This is a genomic window from Priestia koreensis (assembly GCF_022646885.1).
GTDB classification, from domain to species: domain Bacteria; phylum Bacillota; class Bacilli; order Bacillales; family Bacillaceae_H; genus Bacillus_AG; species Bacillus_AG koreensis_A.
This window is the reverse complement of sequence record NZ_CP061868.1, coordinates 2,937,930-2,963,800: the sequence shown is the minus strand read 5'-3', so window position 1 is coordinate 2,963,800 and position 25,871 is coordinate 2,937,930. Positions and strand designations below refer to the sequence as shown.

Genomic DNA, 25,871 nt, shown 5'->3' with positions numbered 1-25,871 from the left:
TGAAAAATGAGTGAATCTACTTTTCACATTAACATTAACGGCAAACAGTATCATGCAAAAGAAGGGCAAACAATCCTAGAAGTAGCCAATGAACATAATTACAGCATTCCGAGCATTTGCTATCACCCTGATCTCGGCTCGATTCAAACATGTGACACGTGTTTTGTAGAAGTAAATGGGGAACTCGTTCGTTCCTGTGCGACAAAAGCGGTGCCAAATATGGACGTTAATGCAGTTTCGAAGCAGGTAAAAGATGCTCAGTACGAGGCGATGTCCCGCATCTTAAAAAATCATGAGCTGTACTGTACCGTTTGTGACAACAACAACGGCAACTGCGTGGTGCATAATACGGCTGAATTACTAGAAATTGAGCATCAAAAATATGAATTTAAGGAAAAACCTTATGCAGCTGATAATTCACATCCGTTTTATCGCTATGAGCCAGATCAATGTATTCTGTGCGGCCGCTGCGTAGAGGCGTGCCAAGACCTTCAGGTAAACGAAACGCTCACAATTGACTGGGATCGTGAAGCACCTCGCGTGATTTGGGATAATGATGTCCCGATCGATCAATCTTCCTGCGTAAGCTGTGGTCACTGCGTAACGGTCTGTCCGTGTAATGCGTTAATGGAAAAACCGATGCTCGGCGAAGCTGGATTTTTAACAGGTATCATGCCGAAAACGCTTGATCCGATGATTCATTTAACAAAAGAAGTGGAGCCAGGGTACAAAGAGATTTTTGCGATCTCAGAAGTTGAAGCAAGCATGCGTGAGGCACGTATTAAGCGTACGAAAACGGTTTGTACGTACTGTGGGGTAGGCTGTAGTTTTGAAATTTGGACAAAAGACCGAAAAATTTTAAAAGTAGAGCCAAGCGTAGATGCACCGGTGAACGGTATTTCGACATGTGTAAAAGGAAAATGGGGCTGGGATTACGTCAACAGTGAAGAACGCCTTACAAAGCCGTTGATTCGTCAAGGCGATGAGTTCATCGAAGCAAGCTGGGAAGACGCACTTAACGTTATCGCAACAAAGCTAACAGAAATTAAAGAAAAGCACGGTCCGGATTCAATTGGATATATCGCATCTTCTAAGTGCTCAAACGAAGAGAACTTTATGTTCCAAAAATTTGCTCGTGCCATTATGGGAACGAACAACGTGGACAACTGCTCACGATACTGTCAGTCACCGGCAACCGCAGGACTTCTTCGTACAGTCGGAATTGGCGGTGATGCAGGAAGCATTACAGACATCGGAAGCTCTGATTTAGTATTTGTAATCGGTGCAAACCCTGCTGAATCGCATCCTGTACTCGCTACTCGCGTGAAGCGCGCTCATAAGCTTCATGGACAAAAGCTAATCGTAGCGGATTTACGTAAAAACGAACTAGCAGAACGTGCCGATCTTCACATTCATCCGAAGCCAAGTACAGATCTTATCTGGATTTCAGCTGTAACGAAATACATCGTTGACCAAGGCTGGGAAGATCGTGAGTTTTTAGCAAATCGAGTGAACGGATTAGACGAGTACATTGCTTCTCTTGAGATCTATACGCTTGAGTATGCAGAAGAAATGACGGGTCTTTCAAAAGAAGAGCTTATTCAAGTAGCAACGATGATTCACGAAGCCAAATCGGTTTGTGCACTATGGGCGATGGGCGTTACACAGCATATGGATGGGACCGAAACAAGTACGGCTATCTCAAACCTACTCTTAATTACAGGAAACTATGGTCGTCCAGGTACAGGTGCGTATCCACTACGCGGTCATAACAACGTACAGGGAGCATGTGATTTCGGAACGATGCCAACATGGTTCCCAGGCTATGAAAAAGTAGCAGACGACAGCGTTCGAGCACGCTATGAAAAGGCATGGGGCGTATCGCTTCCTACTTCAACAGGCCTTGACAATCATCAAATGGTAGAAGAGATGAATGAAGGAAACCTAAAAGCGCTTTACCTGTTCGGGGAAGATATGGCGATTGTCGATTCCAACTCCAACCATGTAGATACAGGATTTGAAAAGCTAGAATTTATGGTAGTACAAGACGTATTCTTTACGAAAACAGCTCAGTTTGCTGATGTTATTTTACCTGCTGCGCCGAGTCTCGAAAAAGATGGCACGTTCACCAACACAGAACGTCGCATTCAGCGTTTCCACCGTGTATTTGAACCAATTGGTGATTCAAAGCCTGATTGGCAAATCTTCCAGGAAGTTGCGAACCGTCTAGGTGCGAACTGGAACTATACGCATCCAAGCGAAATTATGGACGAGGCAGCTTCTCTTGCACCGCTATTTGCAGGCGTGACGTATGAACGACTAGAAGGATGGAATAGCTTACAGTGGCCTGTAGCGGCAGATGGTACCGACACTCCGCTTCTGTACACAGAGCGCTTCTCATTTGAAGACGGAAAAGCACGACTCGTCGTTCCAACTTGGTCAGAGCCGTATGAGGCGGGAGAAGAGTATGATCTTCACCTTAACAACGGGCGCCTTCTTGAACATTTCCATGAAGGAAATATGACGTATAAATCAAAAGGTCTTACGCACAAAGTGCCGTACCCTTGGCTTGAGGTATCAAAAGAACTTGCCGCTGAGCGAGGAATTACAGACGGTGCACTCGTTCGACTATCATCTCCGTACGGTCATGTGAAAGTACAGGCGATGGTAACAGATACCGTTCGCGGAAAAGAACTGTACCTGACAATGAACTCAGCTGAGGATGAAATGGCCGTGAACCGCTTAACAAGCAGCTATCATGACAAAGAGACTCACACGCCTGCTTACAAAGAGATGGGTGTTAAAATGGAGATCATTTCAGAGACGGGAACACCACCACTGCCAAAAGTGAATCATCGATTCGGAAATCGCGTACCACAGATCAGTGTCCGAGTAGAGGAGAAGTGGAAAAGAGAAGACTTCACCCCAATTGAAAAAATGATCAAAGAGGGAGGTCAGTAAAATGGCAAAAGCAATTCGTTCCATAAAAAAGCAAGTACCGGATAAGCATCAGGAACAGGCAGACGCATTAGCAGATATCGTGACAGCACTTGCCGATAACCGTGATGCCATTATGACGACGATGGATATTTTAAAAAATCTCCATGAAATGGGGGCGCTGCATGCGATTTCAGCGGCGCTTCAAAAACGAAACGACATTGGCTATATTGCCGTTCAACAAATTGATCAGCCAGGCATGCACAACATTATTAAAAATGCGATGAACACGATGAAATTTTTAGGATCTGTTAACGCTGATGAGCTTCAAAAACTGTTAAACGGGGTTTCTAATGGATTCACATACATGAACGAAAGCATTGAAAAGAACGAGGAGCGGAGCCTATGGCAGCTCAGCAAAACGATGCGTACACCGGAGGCAAAGGCTGCTATTGGTAGCATGTCAGCCTTTATGCAAGGGTTAGGAGAAGGATTTCTCGATAAAAAACACAGCGATCATTAAGGAGAGGGGATAAAGGGATGGTTGAAAATACGTGGGTACTACCAGATTTAAAAACCAAAGAGGACGAAGCGAAAATTCTTCAAGCGCTTCACCGAATTTGGGGTGTTCGTGACGTGACGGTTCAAGTCGATACAGGAGAAGTATTCGTCAGCTTTGAGGAAGCAGAATCAAGCTCTCAAGATTTTGAGCAGGCTCTTATTGAGCTAGGGTATGATGCAAAGGGGAGAACAGAATAAATAAAAAGGCTTCGTACCGCGAGTACGAAGCCTTTTGTTTATTTTGCGAGCAGTACATCCTGAACTAATTCGGTAAATACTTCACCAGCGACGGAATCTTCATCATAGACAGATTCCACAATCGCATCTTCTGGCTGTGCAAATGGAACACGCGCCACGACTTCTGTACTAAGTTGCTCGGCAAGCATATCTCCGCCGCCGCGCCCGAACATGAATTTACGTTCGCCGTCTTTGTCTTCGTAGTACGCCATATTTTCTACAACACCTAAAATGTCATGTTTCGTATGACGTGCCATCGCACCTGCACGAGATGCTACATACGATGCCACATTATGAGGAGTTGTAACAATTAGCTCTTTTGCTTGCGGAATCATACTCGCAACGTCAATTGCAACGTCACCTGTTCCAGGAGGCAAGTCTAATAGAAGATAGTCTAACTCTCCCCAATGGGTATTCGCTAAAAAGTTGCGAATCCATTTATTTAACATTGGTCCGCGCCACATAACAGGGTCGTTGTTTGGGGCGAAAAAGCCCATCGACATTACCTTTACGCCGTGACTTTCCACTGGAATGGCCGTTTCGTTAATCATCGTTGGCTTTTGTGTGATTTTCATCATCGCTGGGATACTAAATCCGTAAATATCCGCATCTATAATGCCAACGCGTTTTCCTGCACGAGCAAGAGCCGTCGCAAGGTTAATCGTTACAGTGGATTTCCCAACGCCACCTTTTCCGCTCGTCACGGTAATAAACGTTACGCCAGAGGCAGGGTCTAAAATTTTCGGCATACCAGAAGTGGTAGAGGCTTCTTTCTTTAGAGAAGCAGTCAGTGCTGCGCGCTCCTCCTGAGTCATCGTACCAAAGCGCAAGGCAACAGACAGCGCGCCTGCTTCTTTTAATGCATCTGCGATATCCTGTTCAATTTTTGCTTTAAGGGGACAGCCTTGGATGGTTAACACAACCTCAAGCTTAACGTGTCCGTCTGTTACCTCGATATTTCGAATCATATTTAATTCCACAAGACTTTTACGAATCTCGGGATCTTCAACGTGTTTAAGTGCTTCAAGCACTTTTTGTGGTGTTAGCATGTTGTCACGTTCCTTTCCGTACATGATGTGTAAAAGCCAATAAGGAAGGGGGCCTTATTGGCTTTTGCATTTATTCGTTTAATCCTTTACCTAATCCTTTTAAGAACTGAATGCCAAATCCGATTGCTCGGTTTACATCAGGGTCTTTTAATACTTTTAAAAGGTCAAGCATACCGATCGTTTTATCAGATTGAAGGTGCTCATTTCCTTGCTGGATACCAGTAGATAAGCTACCAATGAGCTTCGTCATTACTTCAGGGTCCATGTTAGCCAGAAGCCCTGTTGCGCTCATTAAATTGTTAATGATGTTTTTAGCGGGTTCTCTTGATACTTGACCGACTGCAATTTTTGCGATCTTTTCTTTTGCTTTTAGAGCTGAGTGAGCTGCTTCTAAAAGTCCGCTTGCATGCAATTCTTTAATAATATCAATGGTCTGGTTCAGCGCAGCATCATTGTCAGCTAGAAGAGAGGTTAACTCTTCTAGCTTCTGATTTTTTGCTTCTTCCGGTGTTGGAATATGTTTTTCAATTGTTGTAATTGGTTTTGCCATTGTCTACTTTCCTCCTCAGTCCGTTAAATGAACATACCCAGGGCGATTCCATTTGCGCTCAACTTCAACGCCTGGACGCGGGTTTCGTTTTTTCGTACGTGGATTCGTAGATGGCAATGGAATATCTCCGTCTACATCTAATACTTGCATGCGAACCATCGTTTGTTTGTATGCAGGCGTATGAGTACGATGATCCATTGCAGGACCTGTTAACAAGTTAATCGCACTTTCATTAGATGTAGAATGCATTGGAATATATAATTCGTTCTTTTTCACGCGATCTGTCACAAGTACACGAACACGAATAGCACCAAACGGTGATTGTAGACGCACAAGTGAACCGTCTTTTACTTCGCGCTCAGCTGCAAGCTCTGGTGATACCTCAACAAATACACCTGGAAGCTTAGCTTGAATTCCTGTTGATTTGTTTGTCATATTTCCTTCATGGAAATGCTCGAGCATACGTCCATTATTGATGTGAAGGTCATATTCCTCAGGAAATTCTGCAGGCTCCATCCAATCAGATAGGGCGAAACGTGCTTTTCCGTCATCGAAGTTAAAGCGCTCTGTGTATAGAAGCGGTGTATCTGCACCGTCAAAGCTTCCCCAACATAGCGTGTTCCAGCCTTCTAAGTTTTCATAAACCGCTTGTCCATATAAAGGAGATAGGCTTGCGATTTCATCCATAATTTCTTTTGGACTTTCATAATTCCAGTCAGCGCCCATGTGCTGTGCGATTTGCTGGATGATCCACCAGTCTGGCTTCGATTCGCCAAGAGAAGGAAGAACTTGATAAAGGCGTTGAATGCGGCGCTCTGTATTTGTGAACGTTCCTTCTTTTTCAAGACTTGGTGAAGCAGGGAGAACAACATCTGCATATTGAGCCGTTTTCGTTAAGAAAATATCTTGTACGACAAAGAAATCTAATTTCGATAAAATGTCATGCACATGGTTTGCGTTTGAATCAACAAGCGCCATGTCTTCACCCATTAAGTACATTGCTTTTAGCTCACCTTTATCAATCGCTTCAAGCATTTGAATGTTATCTTTACCAGGCGTTGAGCTAATCGAAACGCCGTACGCTTGTTCAAATTTCGCACGAGCTGCATCGTCTGTAATGTGTTGATAGCCAGGTAACCATGGTGGCAATGTACCCATATCACATGCACCTTGTACGTTGTTATGTCCACGAAGAGGGTAAGCCCCTGCACCAGGACGACCGTAGTTCCCTGTTGCTAACAGAAGGTTCGAAATAGCAGCAGATGTGTCACTTCCTCCTGTATTTTGCGTAACGCCCATTCCCCAAAGTACACATGTACCATCGGCTTCGTGAATCATTTTCGCTACGTCAATAAGCGTTGCTTGTGAAATGCCCGTTACTTTTTCAGCGTACTCAAGCGTGTATTTTTCAAGCACTTCGTTAAACTCATCAAAGAAATGAACACGTTCTTGAATAAAGGAATCATCGTGCCAACCTTGGTCAATCATGTATTTTGTAACAGCCATTAGCCATACTTGGTCTGTTCCTTGTTTTGGACTAATAAAGATATCCGAGCGTTCTGCCATTTCGTGCTTACGAAGGTCGGCAACGATTAGCTTTTGACCATGCAATTTATGAGCACGTTTCACACGTGTTGCAAGTACGGGATGTCCTTCAGTTGGGTTTGCACCTACGATAATAACAAGACCGGCTGCTGCGATATCTTTAATTGTACCAGCATCACCACCCATACCAACTGTACGGAATAATCCGTCCGTCGCAGGGGATTGACAGTAGCGTGAGCAGTTGTCAACATTGTTTGTTTCGAATACTTGGCGCGCTAATTTTTGCATCACATAGTTATCTTCATTTGTAATCTTAGAAGATGAGATGAATCCAAGAGCGTCTCCGCCAAATTCATTTTTAATCGCACCCATTTTGCTTGCTACAAGTGAAAGTGCTTCTTCCCAGCTTGATTCAACAAATGAATCGCCTTTACGAATTAATGGTTTCGTAATACGTTCTTCGCTGTTTACGAAGTCCCAACCGAATTTCCCTTTTACACAAGTAGAAATTGCATTTACCGGTGCATCAGAAGATGGCTGTACTTTTAAGATTTTGCGGCCTTTTGTCCATACTTCGAACGAGCAGCCAACACCACAGAATGTACAAACTGTTTTTGTTTTTTTCGTACGCTCTTCGCGCATTGCTGCTTCTACTTCTGAAATCGCGAAAATTTCTTTGTAGCCGGGCTCTACGTCTTTAATAAGATCAACCATTGGCTCAAGCATATCTTCTTTCATACCTGTCATGAAGCCAGCTTCACCAAGCATTGATTTTTCCATTAACGCGTTACATGGACATACAGTTACACATTGTCCACATGATACGCAAGAAGAGTTGTTGATTGACACGCCTTCGTCCCAAACAACGCGAGGACGTTCAGCTTCCCAGTCCATTGAAAGAGTTTCGTTAACTTGTAGATTTTGACACACCTCTACACATTGTCCGCACGCTAAACATTGGTTCGGATCATAGCGATAGAATGGGTGAGACATATCGACTTCAGACGGATCAACTTTTGGTGTATATGGGTATTTTTGATGTTCGATTTCCATCATTTCAGCTGTATTATGTAACGTACAGTTTCCGTTATTGTTATCACAAACTGTGCAGTACAAGAGATGATTTTCGAGTAAGCGATCCATTGCCTCTGTTTGTGCTTCTTTCGCACGGCTAGAGCTGCGATCGATATTCATGCCGCTCATGGCAACGGTTGAGCAAGAGCGCATTAGTTTTCCGTCTACTTCGACCATACATGTATCACACGTTTGCAGTGGATCTACCTCTGGAACATAGCATACTTGTGGGTGTTCAAGCCCATTTTCATTGATTACTTCTAAAATTGTAGAACCTGGTTTCACGTCATATTTTTGTCCATCAATCATGACGCTGAGATATTGTTTCTCCATAAAACGGTTCTCCTCCTTAACACTATTTCTCTTTTTAATCACAAAAAAAACCACCACAAAAGCATAGACTCATCGCAAAAGATGGACCTGCTTCTATGGTGGAATAGTTCATTAGCAAACCTTACTAATATACCAATCCATTCGTATAACGTGATCTTTCAATATAAGGCGGAAACTTAAGGAAGCTTCTGGTACTTATGTAGTGAATGAACACCGCCCGAATAGGAGTTCATATGATAAAATCATAACAATATACGTGCTATAATTCCATCAAACAAATTATATTATAGCTCTTTCTAAAAAAAGTGACAATAGTTCTTTTTTTAATAGCGTGTTTTAGTAGCCACAAACGTTGGTAAAATAACAAGTAGAGAACCTTTTATCTCGGTGAAAAAGTCCATTAACAGATAGTAAAAATAAGTAGAAACAGCTTATTTTGTAAAAAAAGTAGCGGCTATCACCGATAAGTAAATGGGTGAGAAGGTCCATTCTGTCAATGAAATAGTACGTAAATACCGAGAAAAGATGGATGGTCGGACGAGTTTCTTGTTTTAGTGACTAAAATATTTTATGTTTAAAAGTGCGAGTAAAACGGTTATAATTTGACATTGTTTGCTGAGCGAAATGGATGGGGGATTTAAAGAATGTCTAAAAAAGTGCATGAGTTCAATGATATTTTACGTAAGGTCCGCAAAGAGCTGTTTGGAAAAGGACCTGAAAAGATACATACGGTGTTCGTCGAAAATATGGCGGTATCGACGCTATATGGAAATTTAACACCAACGGAAAAGTTTATTGCAAAATCTCCCGGAGGAGCAGAAGTCGTTCACTCAGCCCGGACGAAAATGATTCAAGAAGTATACGCAACCAACATGCCAGAAGGACTTGAGGAATTAGTAGGTGCAAAGCTTGTTCATCTGTTTTCTGACATTAAAGTAGAAGAAAATATGGCCGTATCAGTATTTATTTTTGATAAGCCAATCATATAGGAGATGAATAACGTGGGTAAATCAGTGCGAGCAGAGCGTGAAATTATACGCTACGAAAAAGGGGAGCACAAAAAGGTTCTTGATCATGTAGTAACGGAGCATCCGGTAACCGTAAAAGTGAACGGGGAAGAATTTGTGACGATGGTTTGTTCACCAGAATACATCGAGGACATGGTCATCGGCTTTTTAGCTTCGGAAGGCGTCATTCGTAAGTACGAAGATATTGATGAGGTGTGGTACCAGGAAAAAGAAGGATATGTTCATGTGAAAACAAATAAAGTGAACCCTTTTTATCGTAATTTCCAAAGCAAGCGTTACATTACTTCATGCTGCGGTATGAGCAGACAAGGTTTTGTATTCGTCAATGATGCGCTAACAGCCAAAAAAATGACGGATATTCACGTGCAAATCACGCCAGATGACTGCTTCCGACTAATGAAAGATATGCAAGAGTCCGCAACGATTTTTCAAGAAACAGGTGGAGTTCATAATGCCTCGCTTTGTGATGTGAACGGAACCGTGCTGAGCCGTATGGATATTGGCCGTCATAATGCGCTTGATAAAATTTACGGGTATTGCCTGCAACATAATATTTCAATCGAAGATAAGATCATTGTATTTAGCGGCCGCATATCATCTGAGATTTTACTGAAGGTCGCAAAGATTGGCTGTGAGATCGTGTTATCAAAATCAGCACCGACAGAATTAGCGCTTGAGCTTGCCGAAGACCTTGGCATTACCACCGTTGGGTTTATTCGCAATCAGTCGTTTAATGTGTACACACATCCTGAGCGCATTGTCGATTTGTGAACATTTTGTGAAAATTTTATTGTCAACGGAACGAGAAGAAGGTATAATACAAAATGTTCATTGCGCGCGAATAGCGCTGATTGGTGAACCTGCACGCTCTGTAGGTTTTCCATTCCATATAATTAATGATAATTGATGCGTTGTACTGATAATGCAGCGTCATTAGGCAGCATTCTTATTTCTCTATCGAACGGTAGGGGTATTTGAGTGTTGCCTTTTTTATTCAAAAAAGGAGTGAAGGGTATGGCATTTAACAAGCCAAACAAAATCATGGATCTTGCTGTTGAAGCAGGAACACAAAAAGCAAACATGTCTTTGCTATCACTAATCGTACTTGGGTTTCTAGGAGGAGCGTTCATTTCGTTAGGATTTCTTCTAGACATTCGCGTCATCGGGAATTTACCGGCAGAATGGGGCAGCATGGCAAGCTTAATTGGTGGAGCCGTCTTTCCAGTTGGACTTATTTTAATCATTTTAGCTGGCGGTGAACTGATTACAGGAAATATGATGACACTTTCAATTGCTGCATTCGCAAAGCGTATTTCAGCAGGAAGTCTTGTTCGTAACTGGTTTTGGATCACGGTAAGTAACTTCGTTGGTGCACTGTTTATCGCTTATTTCTTCGGACACGTTGTTGGATTAACAGAAACAGGTCCATTTTTAGAAAAAACAGTGGCAGTTGCTCAAGCAAAAATCGCCGATCCGTTTGGAAAAGCATTTGTTTCCGCTATCGGCTGTAACTGGTTAGTATGTTTGGCCGTGTGGATTACGTTTGGTGCAGAGGATGTTGCAGGTAAAATTCTTGGCATCTGGTTCCCGATTATGGCATTCGTTGCGATTGGTTTCCAGCATACGGTCGCCAACATGTTCGTTATTCCAGCAGCGATCTTCGCTGGTGAAGCAACGTGGGTAGATTTCTTCCAAAACTTCGTCCCTGTATTCCTCGGAAACATCGTTGGGGGAGCGATTTTTGTTGGCTTAATCTATTTTCTTGCATATCACAAAAAACAAACGGCAAGTCAATCAATAAAAAAAGCTTCATAAATGGAAAAGGGCGCAAACCGCGCTCTTTTTTTTTTGCTAATTTACAAGTAGAGCTGTAATGGTAATCATGACTACAAAAAGCGTGCTAATGTGTGGATCGATTCGCTTTTCTAAGAAGAGAATCTTTCCATCCAGTTTCTTAGAAATGAAATGAAGAAGGAGAGAAAAAGTAAGTACAAGTAGAAACGTGATGACGATATGAACGGAAAAGAGTGGTTGCACCACTGAAAAATAAAGGCTATATAAAAGCAGATAAGAAACGAATTGAACAAGGCTAAAAATACGGATACAATCACCACCTTTCTTTTATAATACTATAAAATGTAAAAAGGCATTTCGATTTTTAGTCGAAATGCCTTTTTTGTTAATGCTGATGTGACTGTGCAGATTGCGATACTGTATGACGCGTAATAGAAAAGATCGAACATAAAAGCGCGATTAAAACAAAAATAGCTCCAAACCATGCGTTATATAAAATGGATGTATGCTCAATTACCATACCACCAACAAATGATCCAAGCGCAATGCCCAAGTGACTTGCTGACGTATTTAAACTTAATAAAATGTCAGAGTTATGAGGAGCCATTTGGATAATGAAATTGTTCTGTGCTGGAGATATCGCCCAGCTTAGTGCGCTCCAAATGATAATAACCGCTGTAAACACATAAATCGGCCAGTCTACGCTAAACGGTATAATCAGCATCATTACTAAGAACGCCGTAATAATCGTTAAAATCGATTTTTTCGAACCGAATTTGTCGGAGCTTAAACCACCAAGGCCACCGCCAGCAACAGCTGCGATTCCGAATACGATATACATGATCGTCACCATCGTCGTATTCATGTGAAGCGTCGTGCGTAAAAACGGTGTTAAATACGCATATAACGTTAAGTGCCCTGCAAGCATGAAACCTGATGAAAGCTCTGTTGTAATAATCTTTGGCTCACGTAGTGAACGAAGCTGTTCACGAAGCGGTACAACAGGCGGTGGAGATACTTTTTCCAATAAGAAAAAGACCCCGATCATAATAAGAGCAGTCAAAATTCCAATTAAAATAAACACTGAACGCCAACCGTACGCATTTCCGACTAAAATCCCAATCGGAATACCTAACACAAGGGAAGCACTAATCCCCATAAAGATCGTTCCGATTGCGCGACCTTTGTATTCATCGGCAACCATTCTAGAAGCCATCGTCGTAGAAAGAACGACAAGGAATGAGCCACTAATAGCAGCAATGATACGCCCTGCAAACAGCATTTCATAGTTCATACTTGCCGCTGATAGTACGTTGCTAAGTAAAAAGGCGAATAACGTCCATAAGTATGTTTTTTTACGTTCAAATTTTGCGGTCATATTTAATAAAATCGGAGCTGACAGCGCAAAAAACACAGAATAAATCGTAATCAGATTTCCAGCTGTACTCACTGAAACGCCTAAGTCATTAGAGATAATGTCTAAAATACCGCCAATGATAAGTTCTACCGTTCCAATGACGAAACAGGAGACAGCTAATATATAAATTTTTGGATTCACGTCCAAACCCCCTCTTTTAAAAGTTACTACGAGAATAGTAACCTTTTTAAAAAGAAAGTACAAGAGGAAATATGAAAAAGAAGCAAAACGTCCTAATGAAAGAAAAGATAAACGGGTTTTAACACTTAAGTTAAAAGGAAAAACCATGTTGTTTAGCAATTAGAAAGAAATAAAAGGGCGAATATAAATAGCGATCGCAGTCCGTTGAAGAGTTAGATAAATTGTTTTAATGATGTAGCTATAAAACACCTGAATGATTGAGCAGGTTTCAATTTCTCGACTAAAGCAAACGTTGAAATAACGGCACAGCCGTTAGTAAATAGTAGCTCCATAAAACAGTTCAATAGACGGATGTGGAAATAGGTCATAAGAACTATATTCGAGAGGTGTTTTTACATAACAAAATCATTGTTTGATCAGAAAGAAGGAGTAAAATGAGCAAAAGAAACAAGATATTGTGGGGAGCTTTTTGCTGTGTAATTCTTTTAGTCGCTGCTGGTTGGGTATACCGCACGGATTTCTTCCCTTGGAGCTATCACAGTTCAAAATATAACGGTTCATTCCTTATTCCCAATCACGCTGTTTTGGTTAAGGAATATAAAAAGGACAAAGTAGAGATTTATCGATGGGGACCAAAAGAAATGGAGACGAATGGTATTCCTGCTCGTTACAAGGCAGCACTTACTAAAGCTGGTTGGAAGTACGAAAAAATGGAAGGAGAAAATACGATTTTTAAAAAAGGGAAAGAAACGGTTTGGATTCACGGTTATACAAACAAAGAGGAAGATGGACGGACCATCGCGATTTCTCCTTGATAGGTTTCATAAGAATGAGAGAAACAATGCGAGGTAAATACAAATGAACACGAAGAGGCCTTGAAACTATTTCAAAAGGGAGTAACTGAACGTCGGGACGTACAGTCACTAACCAATCTTTCTTGGCTACATTTATGAAGAAGATAAAATTGGGAAGGTATATTTAAGTTAGATCAGTGAAACAGTTGATCGTTAAAAGCCCCTTCATATTTGGTATGTCGAATATGAAGGGGCTTAAATTGATGGAACGAAGCTGCTAATTAGCTTGGGGGTGACTCCATTGTGTATTAAATTGAATTATAGCGCTCATACCACCAATTCTATTATCGTGCAGGAGTCTTAAACATCCGCACTTAATAACGAAGGCGCGTGAGCAGTTTCTTTGTCACTTCATCATTTACAAGCTGATCGTGAAATCGCTCCGTAATGCGTGCAAGCGCCACATCATGATAAAAGAAATCGGTGAAAAATTTTACGAACGGTTGTGACATCGTTTTAATTGCTTTCCACTGATCGTTTTCAATTCCTGCAAACACCGCATCTTCTTCATCAATGACAATTAAATGAGACTTTTCAAGGCGATCATGCTCATCAATGGGCACAAGGATATGAACGTGTTTCAAAGACGTTTCAATTGCTCCAATGGAGAGGATTTCAACTTCAATACCGCTGGCCTCCTTTTCCTCGAGGAGAGGAAGATAAGGAATAAGATTTTCACTCCATGATGACATAAAGATGGTCGTTTTTGCGTTATGAATCATTTCTTCCGTTTGCGCAAAAATGGTGGAATGTGCTTTTAAACTCCATACACGATCATCCGAAAACGAACGCTCAATTTTTTTCTTTTTTAATTCTTCTACGTTTTGTTCAAATTCATATGTAAGTTTTTTGATCACAGACTCAAGGGGAATAGCATGATAAAGCTTTTTCTTTTCGGATACGGTATTCATGATAAGCCCTTTATCAATCATGCGGTTTAATACTTCGTATACTTTTGCTTTTGGAACTTGTGAATGACTGACGATCGACGTTGCATCCATCGGTTCCGTCCCTGCAAGTAGCGTTTCATATACTTGACTTTCATACTGAGAATAGCCGAATTGCTGTAACATAGTGCCTCCTCAAAAAGGAACGTTAAACGAGTTGTTCCGTGATATAGTAAGTATTATAGTATCAAATTTAGCAGCGGAGTAACAGCCATTCAGTGAAAATCAGCTGATAGAAGGGAATGATGAAAATGGGAACGATCCAAAAAGAACTCAGCATAGCGTATCCAATTTTTCAAGCCGGCATGGCAGGAGGCATTACCACACCTGAACTTGTGGCCGCCGTATCCAATTTTGGTGCGTTCGGTCAAATCGGAGCAGGTTATCTGACGGCTGAGGCGCTACGCGATGCCATTCGCGAGGTGAAAAAGCGAACCAATAAACCATTTGGCGTGAATCTTTTTGTGCCAGAACCCACACGAAACGTTAATAAAAGCGACATTGAGATGATGAACGAACGGCTTTCGCAAATTTCACCGGCGATTCTCCCCGTTACTGATCCTAGTGGTGACCAACACAATGAAGAATACGTCAAACAAATTGAGGTCGTCGTTGAAGAAGGGGTAACTGCTTGTTCGTTTACGTTCGGATCGCCTCAATTGGATGTGATTCACTGCTTAAAAGCAGAGGGAATTAAAGTCATCGGTACGGCGACGACTGTAGAGGAAGGAATGATGCTTGAAGAAAGCGGCGTTCATTATGTAGTCGCACAAGGAAGCGAGGCAGGAGGACATCGAGGTACCTTTCCGACGACTAAGGGCGATGCGTTAATTGGAACGATTGCGCTCGTTCCGCAAATGGCTGATCATCTTCACATCCCGGTTATCGCGGCAGGGGGAATAGCGGACAAAAGGGGAATTGAAGCGGCTTATATATTAGGAGCTGAGGGTGTCCAATTAGGTTCCATCTTTTTACCATGCACTGAAAGTGGATCAAACCCTACATACAAAAGGACTCTTCTTGCGAAAACGGAGAGTGATACCGCTCTTACTAAGGCCTTTTCTGGGAAATGGGCCAGAGGGATTCAAAATGAGTTTATGGAAAAAATGAAAGAAGTAAGCGTACTACCATACCCTCTCCAAAATACATTAACAAAAGCACTGCGCGCCAAAGCGGCCAAAGATCAAGATCCTGAAAAAATGTCCCTTTGGGCAGGGCAAGCACTGCGCCTCATTACGGCTGAATGCTCGGTAGCGGAGGTTCTTACAAAGCTCACCACATAAAAAAAGCGTGCAGAAGCTGCACGCTTTTTACTACATCACCCCATCCATCCGTACATGGTTAAGTGTCCCGCAACGATCGCGAATGATTGGATAGGGTGACATGTGTAGTATATGCAGGAACAGGTAAACCTATTCGCTGCATGAATTTATCGTAGCACACTCTCAGTGCTTCTTCAAACGTCAAGGTTATTCACCCGAAACTTTTTTAGCAAACCCCTCGTTCATTAAGTCAACAAAAAGCGTTGCGTAATGAGGGTCCCACTGTGTGCCTTTTCCGCTTTCAATGATTTGAAGCGCTTTTCCTGCTGGCATTCCTTTTCGGTAAGGGCGATCGGACGTCATTGCATCGTACGCGTCAGCAACAGCAATTAAACGACCAAAGACGGGAATAGTGTCACCGCTTAAGCCTTCCGGGTATCCTTTGCCATCGTAACGCTCATGATGGTATTTAACGCCGGGGAGAAGCTGTTTGATTTCTTCCGTCATAATAACCTGACTTAAAATATGCGCACCGATTACGGGGTGAGCTTTAATTTGCTTGAATTCTTCATCTGTTAGTCGTCCCTCTTTTAATAAAACCTCATCGCGAACGCCAATTTTTCCAATATCGTGGAGAAGGGCTGATTTTTTCAATAAATCTAGTTCTCGACCGCTAAAGCCAGCTCGTTCACCAATTTGAACAGAGTATGCCGCTACTCTTTCAGAATGTCCAGCTGTGTAAGGATCTCGTGCATCAAGGGTGGCAGCAATCGCAGTAAAGAAGCTTTCCATTAGTTGCTGATTTAATTCGTCGCGTACACGTATCGCTTTGATCATGTGATTATAGCCGGTGACTAAGTCTGAAAACTCATCGGAATACACGTTTTCCATTCGATTTAGCGAGCCTTGACCGACTTCGTATACGCCTTTTTGTAGCTGTTCGATCGGCTGCTTAAAATGCTTAAATAAGAGAAAAGAACCGCTTAACGCAATAATAACAACCATTACTAGGATGATCAGGGCCCAGCTCCAATAATCACCTAGCCCATTCTCTTGAATGCTCTGCATCCGAATTTGAGTGGCAAGGCTAAACAGAACGACAGGAAAGATTGCAAAGAACAAAGAGCTGATCACCATTTTCTTTTTGATGCTAAAGAAAAACGACTTTTCATGTGCTAAATCCTCGTTCGTTTGTTCAAACCACTTCTCTTGAATATCGTGAAGGAGTGGTTTGATTGTTTCAAACGTTAAAAAGAATTCAATGAGTCCGTGCATAACAGCAATCAAAAAAGCGCCAATCCAGGCAAGACCAATAAAATAATACGGGATAGATAGTATGTCATAATGAATACAAAGAATGGCTAGTCCAGATGAAGGGATGCCAATACCCAAAAAATGCGGTCCGAGAATTCGTTTTAAGGTTAGAAGTGGAAAGGCGTGCAGACGAGCGTGAGCTTTATACAACGACTCCTTGGAAAGAATATCGGATCGGTACACCAAACGAATTGGAGAAACCTGTCGATTATACGTCCAAAATTCCGCTATGAGCATGGTGCAAACGGATATCATTATAATGGCCAGCAAGAAGTAAATTTCACGTTGGCTCAAAGAAAGTGTATGGAAAATGAGCGTGCTCCCAACGCCAAATACCGCAAATGCGGAACTAAACACATAGTTTCGTAACATTCGCTTTTGAAAAGATGAAAAAAGGTTCAAGCAAATGTCCTCCTTTATTTTTAGTACCAAAGAAATAGGTACAAATAATTATTTAATGGAAATAATTATATCAAATATAAAAAAATAGAAAACAATTTCCGCCCACTTTTTATAATTTATTCACAAACGAGGGGAACAAACAAAATTTATGCGGTTGGGGTTTAGACTTGTCCAAACGGTGTAAATAGTAGATAATTGTTAATTATGGAAACTTAGGAGGCTAAATGCGTTGGAAAAGCTATCACTTACGAAAAGCAAGTGGAAGACGGGAGCTCTTATCGGACTTGGAGGAATCGCAGTCAGCGCCATCTATTTTCTCCAACCTTCAGCACGAAAAAAAATTACATCCATTATAAAAAAACGAGCGAATGCCAATGAGCATGAAACTCTACCATTACAAGAAAGACGAGCACCAAGACCGCCCTATGTTAGAAGGCAAGGATCAGTGAAGCTATAAAAAAAAAGCGTGGACTCGTGTCCATGCTTTTTTTAGCGCTGTTGTAAGGCCTTGTACGTATTGGCTCCTACAATTCCATCGACAGAAAGGTGGTGGGTCTTTTGGAACAGCCGTACAGCGCGGTCTGTTCCGCTTCCGAATATACCATCAATACCGTTGGTTGAGTAACCTTGTGAAGTGAGTAACTGCTGAAGCTTTTTCACCTCAGTGCCGCGGCTTCCTTTTTTCAGCGTTGACCCAATCGTTATGACGGCGACAGGTGCCGTTTCTTCACCAGCAACTTTAATACCATTAGAAGCGGCAATGCCACCAAAACTTTTGTTAGAAGTGGTAATAATAACAGGCGTATTCACTTTAACTTTGCTATATAACCACTGTACTTCCTGATTGTACATGCGAATGCAGCCGCTGCTTACGTACTTTCCGATTGAACTTGTATTATTGTTTCCATGAATGGCATAGGTCGTTCCCCAAGTTCCACGCGCATTGATCCCCAACCAGCGATTGCCGAGCGGATTGCGAGAGTCTCCGCCGCGAATATTTCCCTTATAGTAAGGTCTGTTCACAATTTTATTTACAACCTTAAAACGCCCCTCTGGTGTATAAGAGGCTTTTCTTCCTGTTGCGACGCTAAACATTTTTACGAGCTTATTATTTTCATAAAATGCCAGCTGGTTTTTAGCTTTGTTAATAATAATAAGCTGATTTCCTGAGGCCGCATTTGACACGGAGCTGAATCCACACAAAAAAACAAAGGTGACAATAAAACAAATAAACCATTTTTTAAACAAAAAAAGCTCCCCCCTAATATCGTAAAACATAATCCGTCTAGTCTATGAGAGAAGGGCTTGTATAGTTTACAAAAATATTACAAAAATGACAGAAAGATGATAAAACTCCTAGATGAAAAGCAAGAGATCTTAAAAAAATTTAATTTATTAAAACGTTAAAAAATAAAGGATTTTTGATTAAAAATTCGAAATATTCAAAAGAGGTTCAAAAATAACTATTCCGAAAAGAACCTACTTCTGCTAAAATATTGTAAAAACACTAAATTTATAGTGTTATAGTAATATTTTCTAGATACATTTAAGGGGGAAATTCTAGGTGAATAAAAAGAAAACAGCTATTACTGCACTTTCCGTTGCGTCTGTTGTCGCAATGTCTACGGCGGCTCATGCGGCACCGGCGGCTGATCATCAAGCAAAGGCACATTCTCTAAAATTAGATGCGAATGGGAAAACAATTGTAAAAGGAAAGGCTTACGGCCAAAACGATAAAGTGCGCGTAATTGTGGAGCTGTCATCAGCACCAGCCATTACATATGCAAAAGCAGAAGGGAAAAAGTATTCTGATTTAAGTAAAACGACGCAAAAAAGCCTTCAGCAAAAAGTGTCCGCACAACAAAAAAGCATTAAAGCCAACATTAAAAAGAACGGCGTAAACGTTCAATACCTTGGTAGCTTTGACACGATTTTTAATGGTTTCAGTGGAAATGTGAAATTCGGCGACATTAAAAAGATTGAGGGACTTGCAGGCGTTGCAAAAGTTCACGTTGTAAATGAGTACAAGCGTCCAACAGAAAAACCGGACATGATTACGAGTAAAGAACTTGTACAAGCACAGCAAACGTGGGGAGATTATGGATATAAAGGTGAGGGAATGGTTGTCGGTGTCATTGATACGGGAATCGATCCGTCTCACCACGACATGACGTTGACGACGACAAAAGGGGAAAAGCTGACGAAAAGCGTAATTGATGCAGATATCAAAAAAGATCAGCTTAAAGGGAAGTTCTATACGGACAAAGTTCCTTACGGTTATAACTATGCTGACAACAACGATAACATTCTTGACGAAGGTCCTGACGCAACGATGCATGGCATGCACGTATCTGGAACAGTTGGTGCAAACGGCGATGAGAAAGCTGGAGGCATTAAAGGTGTGGCACCTGAAGCACAGCTTTTAGCGCTTAAGGTGTTCAGTAATGATCCAGGAAACCCGTCAACATACGGAGATATTTACGTCAAAGCAATTGACGATGCAATCAAGCTTGGCGCAGACGTATTAAATATGAGCTTAGGTTCAACGGCTTCATTCGTAGCAGAAGATGATCCAGAGCAACAAGCCATTACAAATGCCGTGAATAACGGTGTATTTATGTCTATTTCTGCGGGGAATTCTGCTTACTTCGGTCACGGCTATCAAACTCCTTACGCAGCGAACCCAGACACTGGAGTTGTAGGAGCACCAGGTTTAACGCCTTCATCTCTACAAGTAGCGTCTCTAGAAAACTCGCATATTCAGCTTGATAGCTTAACAGTGAATGCAGAGGGCGAAGAGCCGTTTAAAATTGGCTGGCAGAAGCAATCCGCACCAAATCCACTTGATGTGTTCCATCAAGAAGAAAAAGAAGTGGTATACGTTGGTGATGGACAGCCTGACAAATACGAAGGAAAAGACGTAAAAGGGAAAATCGTGTTCGTTACTCGTGATGGCAGCTACTTCTACTCAAATATTCAAAAACAGGCGGAAGCAGCTGGTGCAGCAGGAGTTATCGTGCGTGGTACAGTGGCACACGGAGACTACGTAAATATGGCGCTTGATAACCCTAAGCTTCCAATGGCGAGCGTTAGCATCAAAGATGGAAACGCATTAAAAGCATTATTTGAAAAAGGGAAAACAGTAAAAGTATCGTTTAATGGTTCTATGATTACAATTCCTAATAATACGGCAAGCCAAATGTCTGATTTTACGTCTTGGGGCGTTACGCCAAACCTTGACTTCAAACCAGAAATTACGGCACCGGGTGGAAAGATTTATTCAACATTTAATGATAACAAATACGGTGTCATGAGCGGTACGTCAATGGCAGCACCACACGTTGCGGGTGGAGCAGCGCTCGTACTTGAACGCGTAGACAAGGAATTTAAGCCGAAGCATAATGCAGATCGCGTATTGCTTGCGAAAAACTTATTAATGAACACATCTGCACCTGTTGTGGATAAAAGCGCAACAAACGTTGCTCAAAAATGGACAAACTTCTACTCACCACGTCGTGAAGGAGCAGGATTAATGCAGCTTCATGCAGCTGTTTCTACTCCAGTTGTAGTAACAGAGAAAACAAGCGGAGTCGGAAAAGTAGCATTGAAAGAAATTACAAAGGATAAAGTATCATTTACGCTTGTAGCGAAAAACATTAGCAAACGTGACGTTGAATATGATGTTGCTTCTAGTCTGCAAACAGACCTAGTACTAAAAGGAAAAGATGGCATTAATCATAATGAAATGGAAGCACAGCCACTTCAAGGTGCTACCGTAAAAGTGAACAATGCTGCAACATCAAAAGTGAAGTTAAAAGCGGGTCAGTCGCAAACCGTTAACGTCACAGTTGACTTAACAGGTGCGAAAGTTGCCGATCCAGCAGATTTAACAAAATCATTGCCGGCTGATCAAGTATTCCCGAACGGCTATTTCGTAGATGGATTTGTCCGTTTTGTTAGCACAGCAGGTACAGATGGTGACCCAACACTTACGGTTCCATTTGTAGGCTTTAAAGGTGACTGGAATAAGGCTCCGATCTTAGATGCTAGTATTTATGATGATAACTATTTCTACGGCATGGAGGCACTTATTGATAAAGATGAGAACGTTCTTGGTGCGAGCTTAGCAAAAGAGAATGAGTATCTGAAAGATAAAATTGCCTTCTCACCAAACGGCGATGAATCACAAGATGAGGTCATTCCTCAGTTAACACTTTTACGTAATGCGAAGAAGCTTGAATTCTCTATTACAGATAAGAGCGGCAAAGTACTTCGTACGCTACGTACGGAAACAGATATTCCGAAAAACTACTACGACGGTGGTTCAGGAGACCCAGCATATGTCTTTAAGCAAGCGATGTGGGATGGAAAATTAAATAACGTAGTTGCAAAAGACGGCGAATATGTCTATCAAGTAAAAGCGTACTTAGATTACGCAAACAAAGCACCTCAAGTATTCAAGTTCCCAGTGAAGATTGATACGAAGGTGCCAACATTAAGTGCGTCATACGACAGTGGTAAGCTATCATTTAAAGCGGCAGATGCGGGTGTTGGTGTAAACGCTATTGATATTTTAGTAGACGGAAAATCTGTATTAAAAGCTCCTCTTTCTGGTGATGCAACGTCGTATGTATTTGAAACAAAACCAGAAGCGGGACAAACAGTAGAAGTGGCTGCTCTTGACTATGCAGGAAACGCAGTCTCAAGAGAGGTAAGTCTTGTTAAGGATACAGGAAAACCATCTGTCTTTATCACAGCACCAGGTGCGCTTGATGTGGTAGACAAGTCTCAAGCTGTTTTCAGCGGTTACATTCAAGATGAGTCAAAAATCCAATCGTTTACGCTAAACGGTCAGCAAGTAGAGCTAAAATGGAACGATGAGAAAAAACAATTTGATTTTAGCCATGCGATGACCTTTAAAGACGGTGTACAAGTTGTAAAAGTAGCGGCAGAGGACTTATCTGGAAACGTATCAAAATTTGAACGTTCCATTGTCGTAGATGCTACTGCACCTAAATTAGAGCTTCAGGGGAAAGTTCCAACATCTGTTGGGAAAAACGTAAAAAGTGCGAAGCTATCTGTTAAACTATCAGATAACTATGATGAAATTCGTTTCCGTGTAAATGGAAATGAAACATACGCTCATGAGTTTAAAGAGCCGTATGCAATGCGCCCATTTGCACATACAGAAACAATCAACGTTCCGTTAATTCCAGGGAAAAATACGTTCTTATTAGAAGTAGAAGACCTTGCAGGCCACGTAACGAAGAAAACTGTTTCCATTACAAGAGCGTCCAAATAATGTTAGAGAGGGCCTTCAACGTAAATGTTGAAGGTCTTTTTTGAGCTTTATTTTCACGATTATGAAAAGGATGTGTTAGGGTAAAGATATAAAGATGCTTTGTCTAGCGTAGCTTAAGCAATGACTAGGGTTAATGAAAACATGTATACGTTTTAAGAGTTTGGAGAAAAGGGAGTGCAAAATGATGGAAAAAACAAAAAAAGACATTAAACTGATCGCATTGGATATGGATGGAACGCTTTTAAATAACGAAGGTGAGATTTCAGAAGGAAACCGAACAGCGATTGCAAAAGCACAGGAAAAAGGGATTTATGTGGTTCTTAGTACCGGGAGATCTATTACAACGTGTCGACATTTCGCGAAATCATTGAAACTTACCTCTTACATAATTACGGTTAACGGTAGTGAGATTTGGGACAGCAACGATCAGTTAATTGAACGAAACACACTGTCTAGCAATCATATTGAAACGATGCATAGCTTAACCAACACGCACAATACGCATTTTTGGGCCGTAACAACGGACAAAGTATGGCGCGGAGAATTTCCGGAGAACATTACGGATCATGAATGGTTAAAATATGGTTTTGACGTACAGGACGATGAGATTCGAAAAGTCATTTTAGATGAACTCACACAAAACCCTGAGCTAGAAGTGAGTAATTCTAGTCCAACAAATATTGAAGTCAACGCAGTCGGAATTAATAAAGCGAAGGCACTTGAAACAATTAGCGAAAAGCTAGGCATTACGCTTGATAATGTGATGGCGATGGGCGACAGCTTAAATGACCTTGCCATGATCAAAGCTGCCGGCGTGGGCGTTGCGATGGGAAATGCCCAAGATCTTGTTAAAGAAGAAGCAAATTGGGTAACCGCAACAAACGTAGAAGACGGAGTAGCAAAGGCAATTGAGCACTGGGCGCTATAAACGTAACACGGAGAAGGAGAAACCCTTCTCTTTTTTATTGTTATAAAATGGGATATGCGATATATTGGTTTTATGAAAAACAATCATATGAAACCGATTCAACGGCGATCACTTCGAGATGAAGTGTACGAAACATTAAAAAAAGCAATTATTACTCTTGAACTCGCTCCAGAACAAAGACTTTACGATCAAGAACTAGCAGAGCAGTTTGCGGTGAGTCGAACACCTGTGAGGGAAGCGTTAAAGCGCTTAGAAGACGAACGGCTTGTCGAATCCTTCCCAGGGTCCTATACCCGTGTTACACCATTAAATACGAAGGAGGCAGAGCACGCTTTTACCGTTGTGGCAGCGCTACATGCACTTGCAGCTAGGCTCTCATGCTCGAAATTACAGGCGAGTGATGTGGAAAAACTTCAAAGAAAAAATGAGGAGCTCAAACAAGCCATTCAAGAGAAAGATGCCATGCGTGCAATTGAAGTAGATGAGCAATTTCACGGTGTGTTTTTAGAAGCGGCAGGAAATCCAGAAATTAGTCGTGCACTTCAAGCAGTCATTCCAAAGGTACAGCGACTAGAAGTATCACAGTTTTCAGCAGAAGGTGGGAAACAGTCCGTACATCAACATGAGATGATCATAAGCGCGTGCCAAAATGAGGAGTATGAAAAAGTGGTTCAGCTAATCGAAAACAACTGGCTTAGCTTGGGCAAGTTTATGACAGAAGGGAGATGAAAACGGCAATGAAACCAATCTTCATTGGAGTTGGCGCAGCTTTCTTTTTTGCATTTACCTTTGTATTAAATCGATCAATGGAACTATCAGGAGGCAGTTGGATCTGGAGTGCGTCCTTACGTTACATCTTTATGATTCCTTTTCTACTCGTCATTGTGCTCGCTAGACGGAATTTTGGAGCCCTGTTGATTGAGATGAAAAGAAACCTTCTTTCCTGGATCATATGGAGCTTTGTCGGATTCGGATTGTTTTATGGACCGCTTTGCTATGCCGCTGCTTATTCGCCCGGTTGGCTTATTGCTGGTACATGGCAAGTAACCATCATTTCAGGGGCACTGCTTGCACCGCTCTTTTATGAGCTTCGTTCTTTGGACGACGGAGTAGTAAAAATACGGGGAGGAATTTCCTTTCGAGGGCTTAGTATGTCGCTCATTATTTTGCTAGGGATCGCCATTATGCAAATGGAGCAAGCAAAAGAGTTGTCAGGTGTCGCTCTTTTACTTGGTGTGATTCCTGTTTTGGTAGCATCTTTTGCCTATCCACTTGGAAATCGAAAAATGATGGAGGTTTGCGAGGGGCGTCTGGACCCGTATCAGCGCGTGCTTGGAATGACGCTTGCGAGCCTTCCGCTTTGGCTACTACTTTCTCTATATGGTTTTATAGTCGAAGGTCCACCAACAGGTCAGCAAAGCGTTCAAGCTTTACTAGTAGCGGTATCCTCTGGGGTCATTGCAACGGTTCTATTTTTCCGCGCGACTGATATGGTGAGAGGAAACATGCAGAAGCTTGCAGCTGTTGAAGCTACGCAGTCCATTGAAGTCCTTTTTGCCCTCATTGGAGAAGTATTCGTTCTCTCAGCTCCACTCCCGTCTCTTTTTTCTTGGCTCGGCATGATGCTTGTCATTGTAGGGATGGTACTACACAGCTATTTGTCCAATAAGCCCGTAGCTGTTTCAGCCACTAAAGGCGTTGCACAGTAAAAAAGAGTCGGTTTGCAATGCAACCGGCTCTTTTTGTTAATGTTGAAATCGCTCTAACTGGTGGAGCATATTTTCCTTCGATAAGATATCCACCTGTCGATCACCAAGAAGATCAAAATGCGGATATCCCTCCTGATGATGAATATATTTTGCAGGAATATCGTACTTTTTGCCCCACTCAATTAACTTATTAAGATCAGCACAGCCAACCTTTGTCACCGTATGCGCTCCTGGAAACCGATCATCAATCCAGTAATGGGTAAGAAAAGCAATCTCTCCGCTGCGTACTTTTTTCTTCCACGCCACTAACTCCGCACGCTTAATTCCAAATGCCATAACCATCATCCCTCTTCTAAAAATAGGATTGTCCTATTGTAGCATGTACGGAAACGCTTTGCCAAAAGGAAGGTATGTTTATAGCGGTAAGAATGAGCGTTGTGCGAGCGGAGGTGGAAAATAGCCGATAAACGGGAGAAAGCGATTGATT

At 41.9% G+C, this 25,871-nt stretch carries 21 protein-coding genes; 13 read left to right on the top strand and 8 right to left on the bottom strand.

Translation table 11 applies throughout. The features are described 5' to 3' along the window. Positions 1-6 precede the first annotated feature (6 nt). From fdhF (IE339_RS15595) to IE339_RS15585, 3 genes are read left to right on the top strand one after another with little or no spacing between them, the layout of a single operon-like run. A complete protein-coding gene (fdhF, locus tag IE339_RS15595; RefSeq protein WP_242168985.1) occupies positions 7-2,961 on the top strand; it encodes a formate dehydrogenase subunit alpha in 2,955 nt (984 codons plus the stop codon). Position 2,962: 1 nt separating this feature from the next. Continuing rightward, positions 2,963-3,460 (top strand): helical membrane plugin domain-containing protein, encoded by a 498-nt coding sequence (locus IE339_RS15590; protein ID WP_242168982.1) that lies wholly within the window; start codon positions 2,963-2,965, stop codon positions 3,458-3,460. Positions 3,461-3,477: 17 nt separating this feature from the next. Continuing rightward, on the top strand, positions 3,478-3,696 hold the full coding sequence (locus IE339_RS15585; RefSeq protein ID WP_242168980.1) for a heavy-metal-associated domain-containing protein: 219 nt from the start codon (positions 3,478-3,480) through the stop codon (positions 3,694-3,696). Positions 3,697-3,734: 38 nt separating this feature from the next. Here IE339_RS15585 and IE339_RS15580 read toward each other — a convergent pair whose 3' ends face one another. From IE339_RS15580 to fdhF (IE339_RS15570), 3 genes are all read right to left on the bottom strand, one after another. Beyond that, positions 3,735-4,784, bottom strand: a complete 1,050-nt coding sequence (locus IE339_RS15580) for a P-loop NTPase (RefSeq protein WP_242168978.1) — start codon at positions 4,782-4,784, stop codon at positions 3,735-3,737. Between the two features lie 70 nt (positions 4,785-4,854). After that, positions 4,855-5,334 (bottom strand): helical membrane plugin domain-containing protein, encoded by a 480-nt coding sequence (locus tag IE339_RS15575; protein ID WP_242168976.1) that lies wholly within the window; start codon positions 5,332-5,334, stop codon positions 4,855-4,857. A 15-nt stretch (positions 5,335-5,349) separates the two neighbouring features. Continuing rightward, positions 5,350-8,286, bottom strand: a complete 2,937-nt coding sequence (fdhF, locus tag IE339_RS15570) for a formate dehydrogenase subunit alpha (RefSeq protein ID WP_242168973.1) — start codon at positions 8,284-8,286, stop codon at positions 5,350-5,352. A gap of 644 nt (positions 8,287-8,930) precedes the next feature. Here fdhF (IE339_RS15570) and IE339_RS15565 point away from each other — a divergent pair. The 3 genes from IE339_RS15565 (at position 8,931) to IE339_RS15555 (ending at position 11,129) form a co-directional block, all read left to right on the top strand. Next, positions 8,931-9,275 (top strand): Na-translocating system protein MpsC family protein, encoded by a 345-nt coding sequence (locus tag IE339_RS15565; protein ID WP_242168971.1) that lies wholly within the window; start codon positions 8,931-8,933, stop codon positions 9,273-9,275. A gap of 12 nt (positions 9,276-9,287) precedes the next feature. Then, the gene (gene fdhD / locus IE339_RS15560) at positions 9,288-10,085 is read left to right on the top strand and encodes a formate dehydrogenase accessory sulfurtransferase FdhD (RefSeq protein ID WP_336882383.1); all 798 of its coding nucleotides are present in this window, start codon (positions 9,288-9,290) and stop codon (positions 10,083-10,085) included. A 243-nt stretch (positions 10,086-10,328) separates the two neighbouring features. Further along, on the top strand, positions 10,329-11,129 hold the full coding sequence (locus IE339_RS15555) for a formate/nitrite transporter family protein (RefSeq protein ID WP_242168967.1): 801 nt from the start codon (positions 10,329-10,331) through the stop codon (positions 11,127-11,129). Between the two features lie 364 nt (positions 11,130-11,493). Here IE339_RS15555 and IE339_RS15550 read toward each other — a convergent pair whose 3' ends face one another. Further along, the gene (locus tag IE339_RS15550) at positions 11,494-12,666 is read right to left on the bottom strand and encodes an MFS transporter (RefSeq protein WP_242168966.1); all 1,173 of its coding nucleotides are present in this window, start codon (positions 12,664-12,666) and stop codon (positions 11,494-11,496) included. A gap of 434 nt (positions 12,667-13,100) precedes the next feature. On the opposite strand from IE339_RS15550, the gene IE339_RS15545 reads away from it, so the two are divergent. Further along, positions 13,101-13,481, top strand: coding sequence for a hypothetical protein (locus tag IE339_RS15545; protein ID WP_242168964.1), 381 nt, complete (start codon positions 13,101-13,103; stop codon positions 13,479-13,481). Positions 13,482-13,834: 353 nt separating this feature from the next. Here the strand turns inward: IE339_RS15545 and IE339_RS15540 are convergent, their stop codons facing one another. Next, a complete protein-coding gene (locus IE339_RS15540) occupies positions 13,835-14,593 on the bottom strand; it encodes a TrmB family transcriptional regulator (protein WP_242168962.1) in 759 nt (252 codons plus the stop codon). 125 nt (positions 14,594-14,718) lie between these two features. On the opposite strand from IE339_RS15540, the gene IE339_RS15535 reads away from it, so the two are divergent. Beyond that, the gene (locus IE339_RS15535; protein WP_242168960.1) at positions 14,719-15,750 is read left to right on the top strand and encodes an NAD(P)H-dependent flavin oxidoreductase; all 1,032 of its coding nucleotides are present in this window, start codon (positions 14,719-14,721) and stop codon (positions 15,748-15,750) included. A gap of 186 nt (positions 15,751-15,936) precedes the next feature. Here IE339_RS15535 and IE339_RS15530 read toward each other — a convergent pair whose 3' ends face one another. After that, positions 15,937-17,445 carry an HD-GYP domain-containing protein gene (locus IE339_RS15530; protein ID WP_242168958.1) on the bottom strand — a complete coding sequence of 503 codons (1,509 nt, stop codon included), beginning with the start codon at positions 17,443-17,445 and terminating at the stop codon, positions 15,937-15,939. A gap of 229 nt (positions 17,446-17,674) precedes the next feature. Here IE339_RS15530 and IE339_RS15525 point away from each other — a divergent pair, with 229 nt between their 5' ends. Further along, positions 17,675-17,902 (top strand): hypothetical protein, encoded by a 228-nt coding sequence (locus IE339_RS15525; RefSeq protein ID WP_242168956.1) that lies wholly within the window; start codon positions 17,675-17,677, stop codon positions 17,900-17,902. Between the two features lie 32 nt (positions 17,903-17,934). On the opposite strand, the gene IE339_RS15520 is transcribed toward IE339_RS15525, so the two are convergent. After that, positions 17,935-18,693, bottom strand: coding sequence for a L,D-transpeptidase family protein (locus tag IE339_RS15520; RefSeq protein ID WP_242168954.1), 759 nt, complete (start codon positions 18,691-18,693; stop codon positions 17,935-17,937). A 316-nt stretch (positions 18,694-19,009) separates the two neighbouring features. Between IE339_RS15520 and IE339_RS15515 the strand changes: the two genes are divergently transcribed. The 4 genes from IE339_RS15515 (at position 19,010) to IE339_RS15500 (ending at position 25,384) form a co-directional block, all read left to right on the top strand. Next, positions 19,010-22,747 (top strand): S8 family serine peptidase, encoded by a 3,738-nt coding sequence (locus IE339_RS15515; protein ID WP_242168952.1) that lies wholly within the window; start codon positions 19,010-19,012, stop codon positions 22,745-22,747. A 181-nt stretch (positions 22,748-22,928) separates the two neighbouring features. Then, a complete protein-coding gene (locus IE339_RS15510; protein WP_242168950.1) occupies positions 22,929-23,675 on the top strand; it encodes a Cof-type HAD-IIB family hydrolase in 747 nt (248 codons plus the stop codon). A 72-nt stretch (positions 23,676-23,747) separates the two neighbouring features. Next, positions 23,748-24,404 carry a GntR family transcriptional regulator gene (locus IE339_RS15505; protein WP_242168948.1) on the top strand — a complete coding sequence of 219 codons (657 nt, stop codon included), beginning with the start codon at positions 23,748-23,750 and terminating at the stop codon, positions 24,402-24,404. Between the two features lie 8 nt (positions 24,405-24,412). Next, positions 24,413-25,384: a DMT family transporter gene (locus tag IE339_RS15500; protein ID WP_242168946.1), complete on the top strand. Its 972-nt coding sequence runs from the start codon at positions 24,413-24,415 to the stop codon at positions 25,382-25,384. Between the two features lie 36 nt (positions 25,385-25,420). Here IE339_RS15500 and IE339_RS15495 read toward each other — a convergent pair whose 3' ends face one another. Then, positions 25,421-25,720: a hypothetical protein gene (locus tag IE339_RS15495; RefSeq protein ID WP_242168944.1), complete on the bottom strand. Its 300-nt coding sequence runs from the start codon at positions 25,718-25,720 to the stop codon at positions 25,421-25,423. Positions 25,721-25,871: the final 151 nt, after the last annotated feature.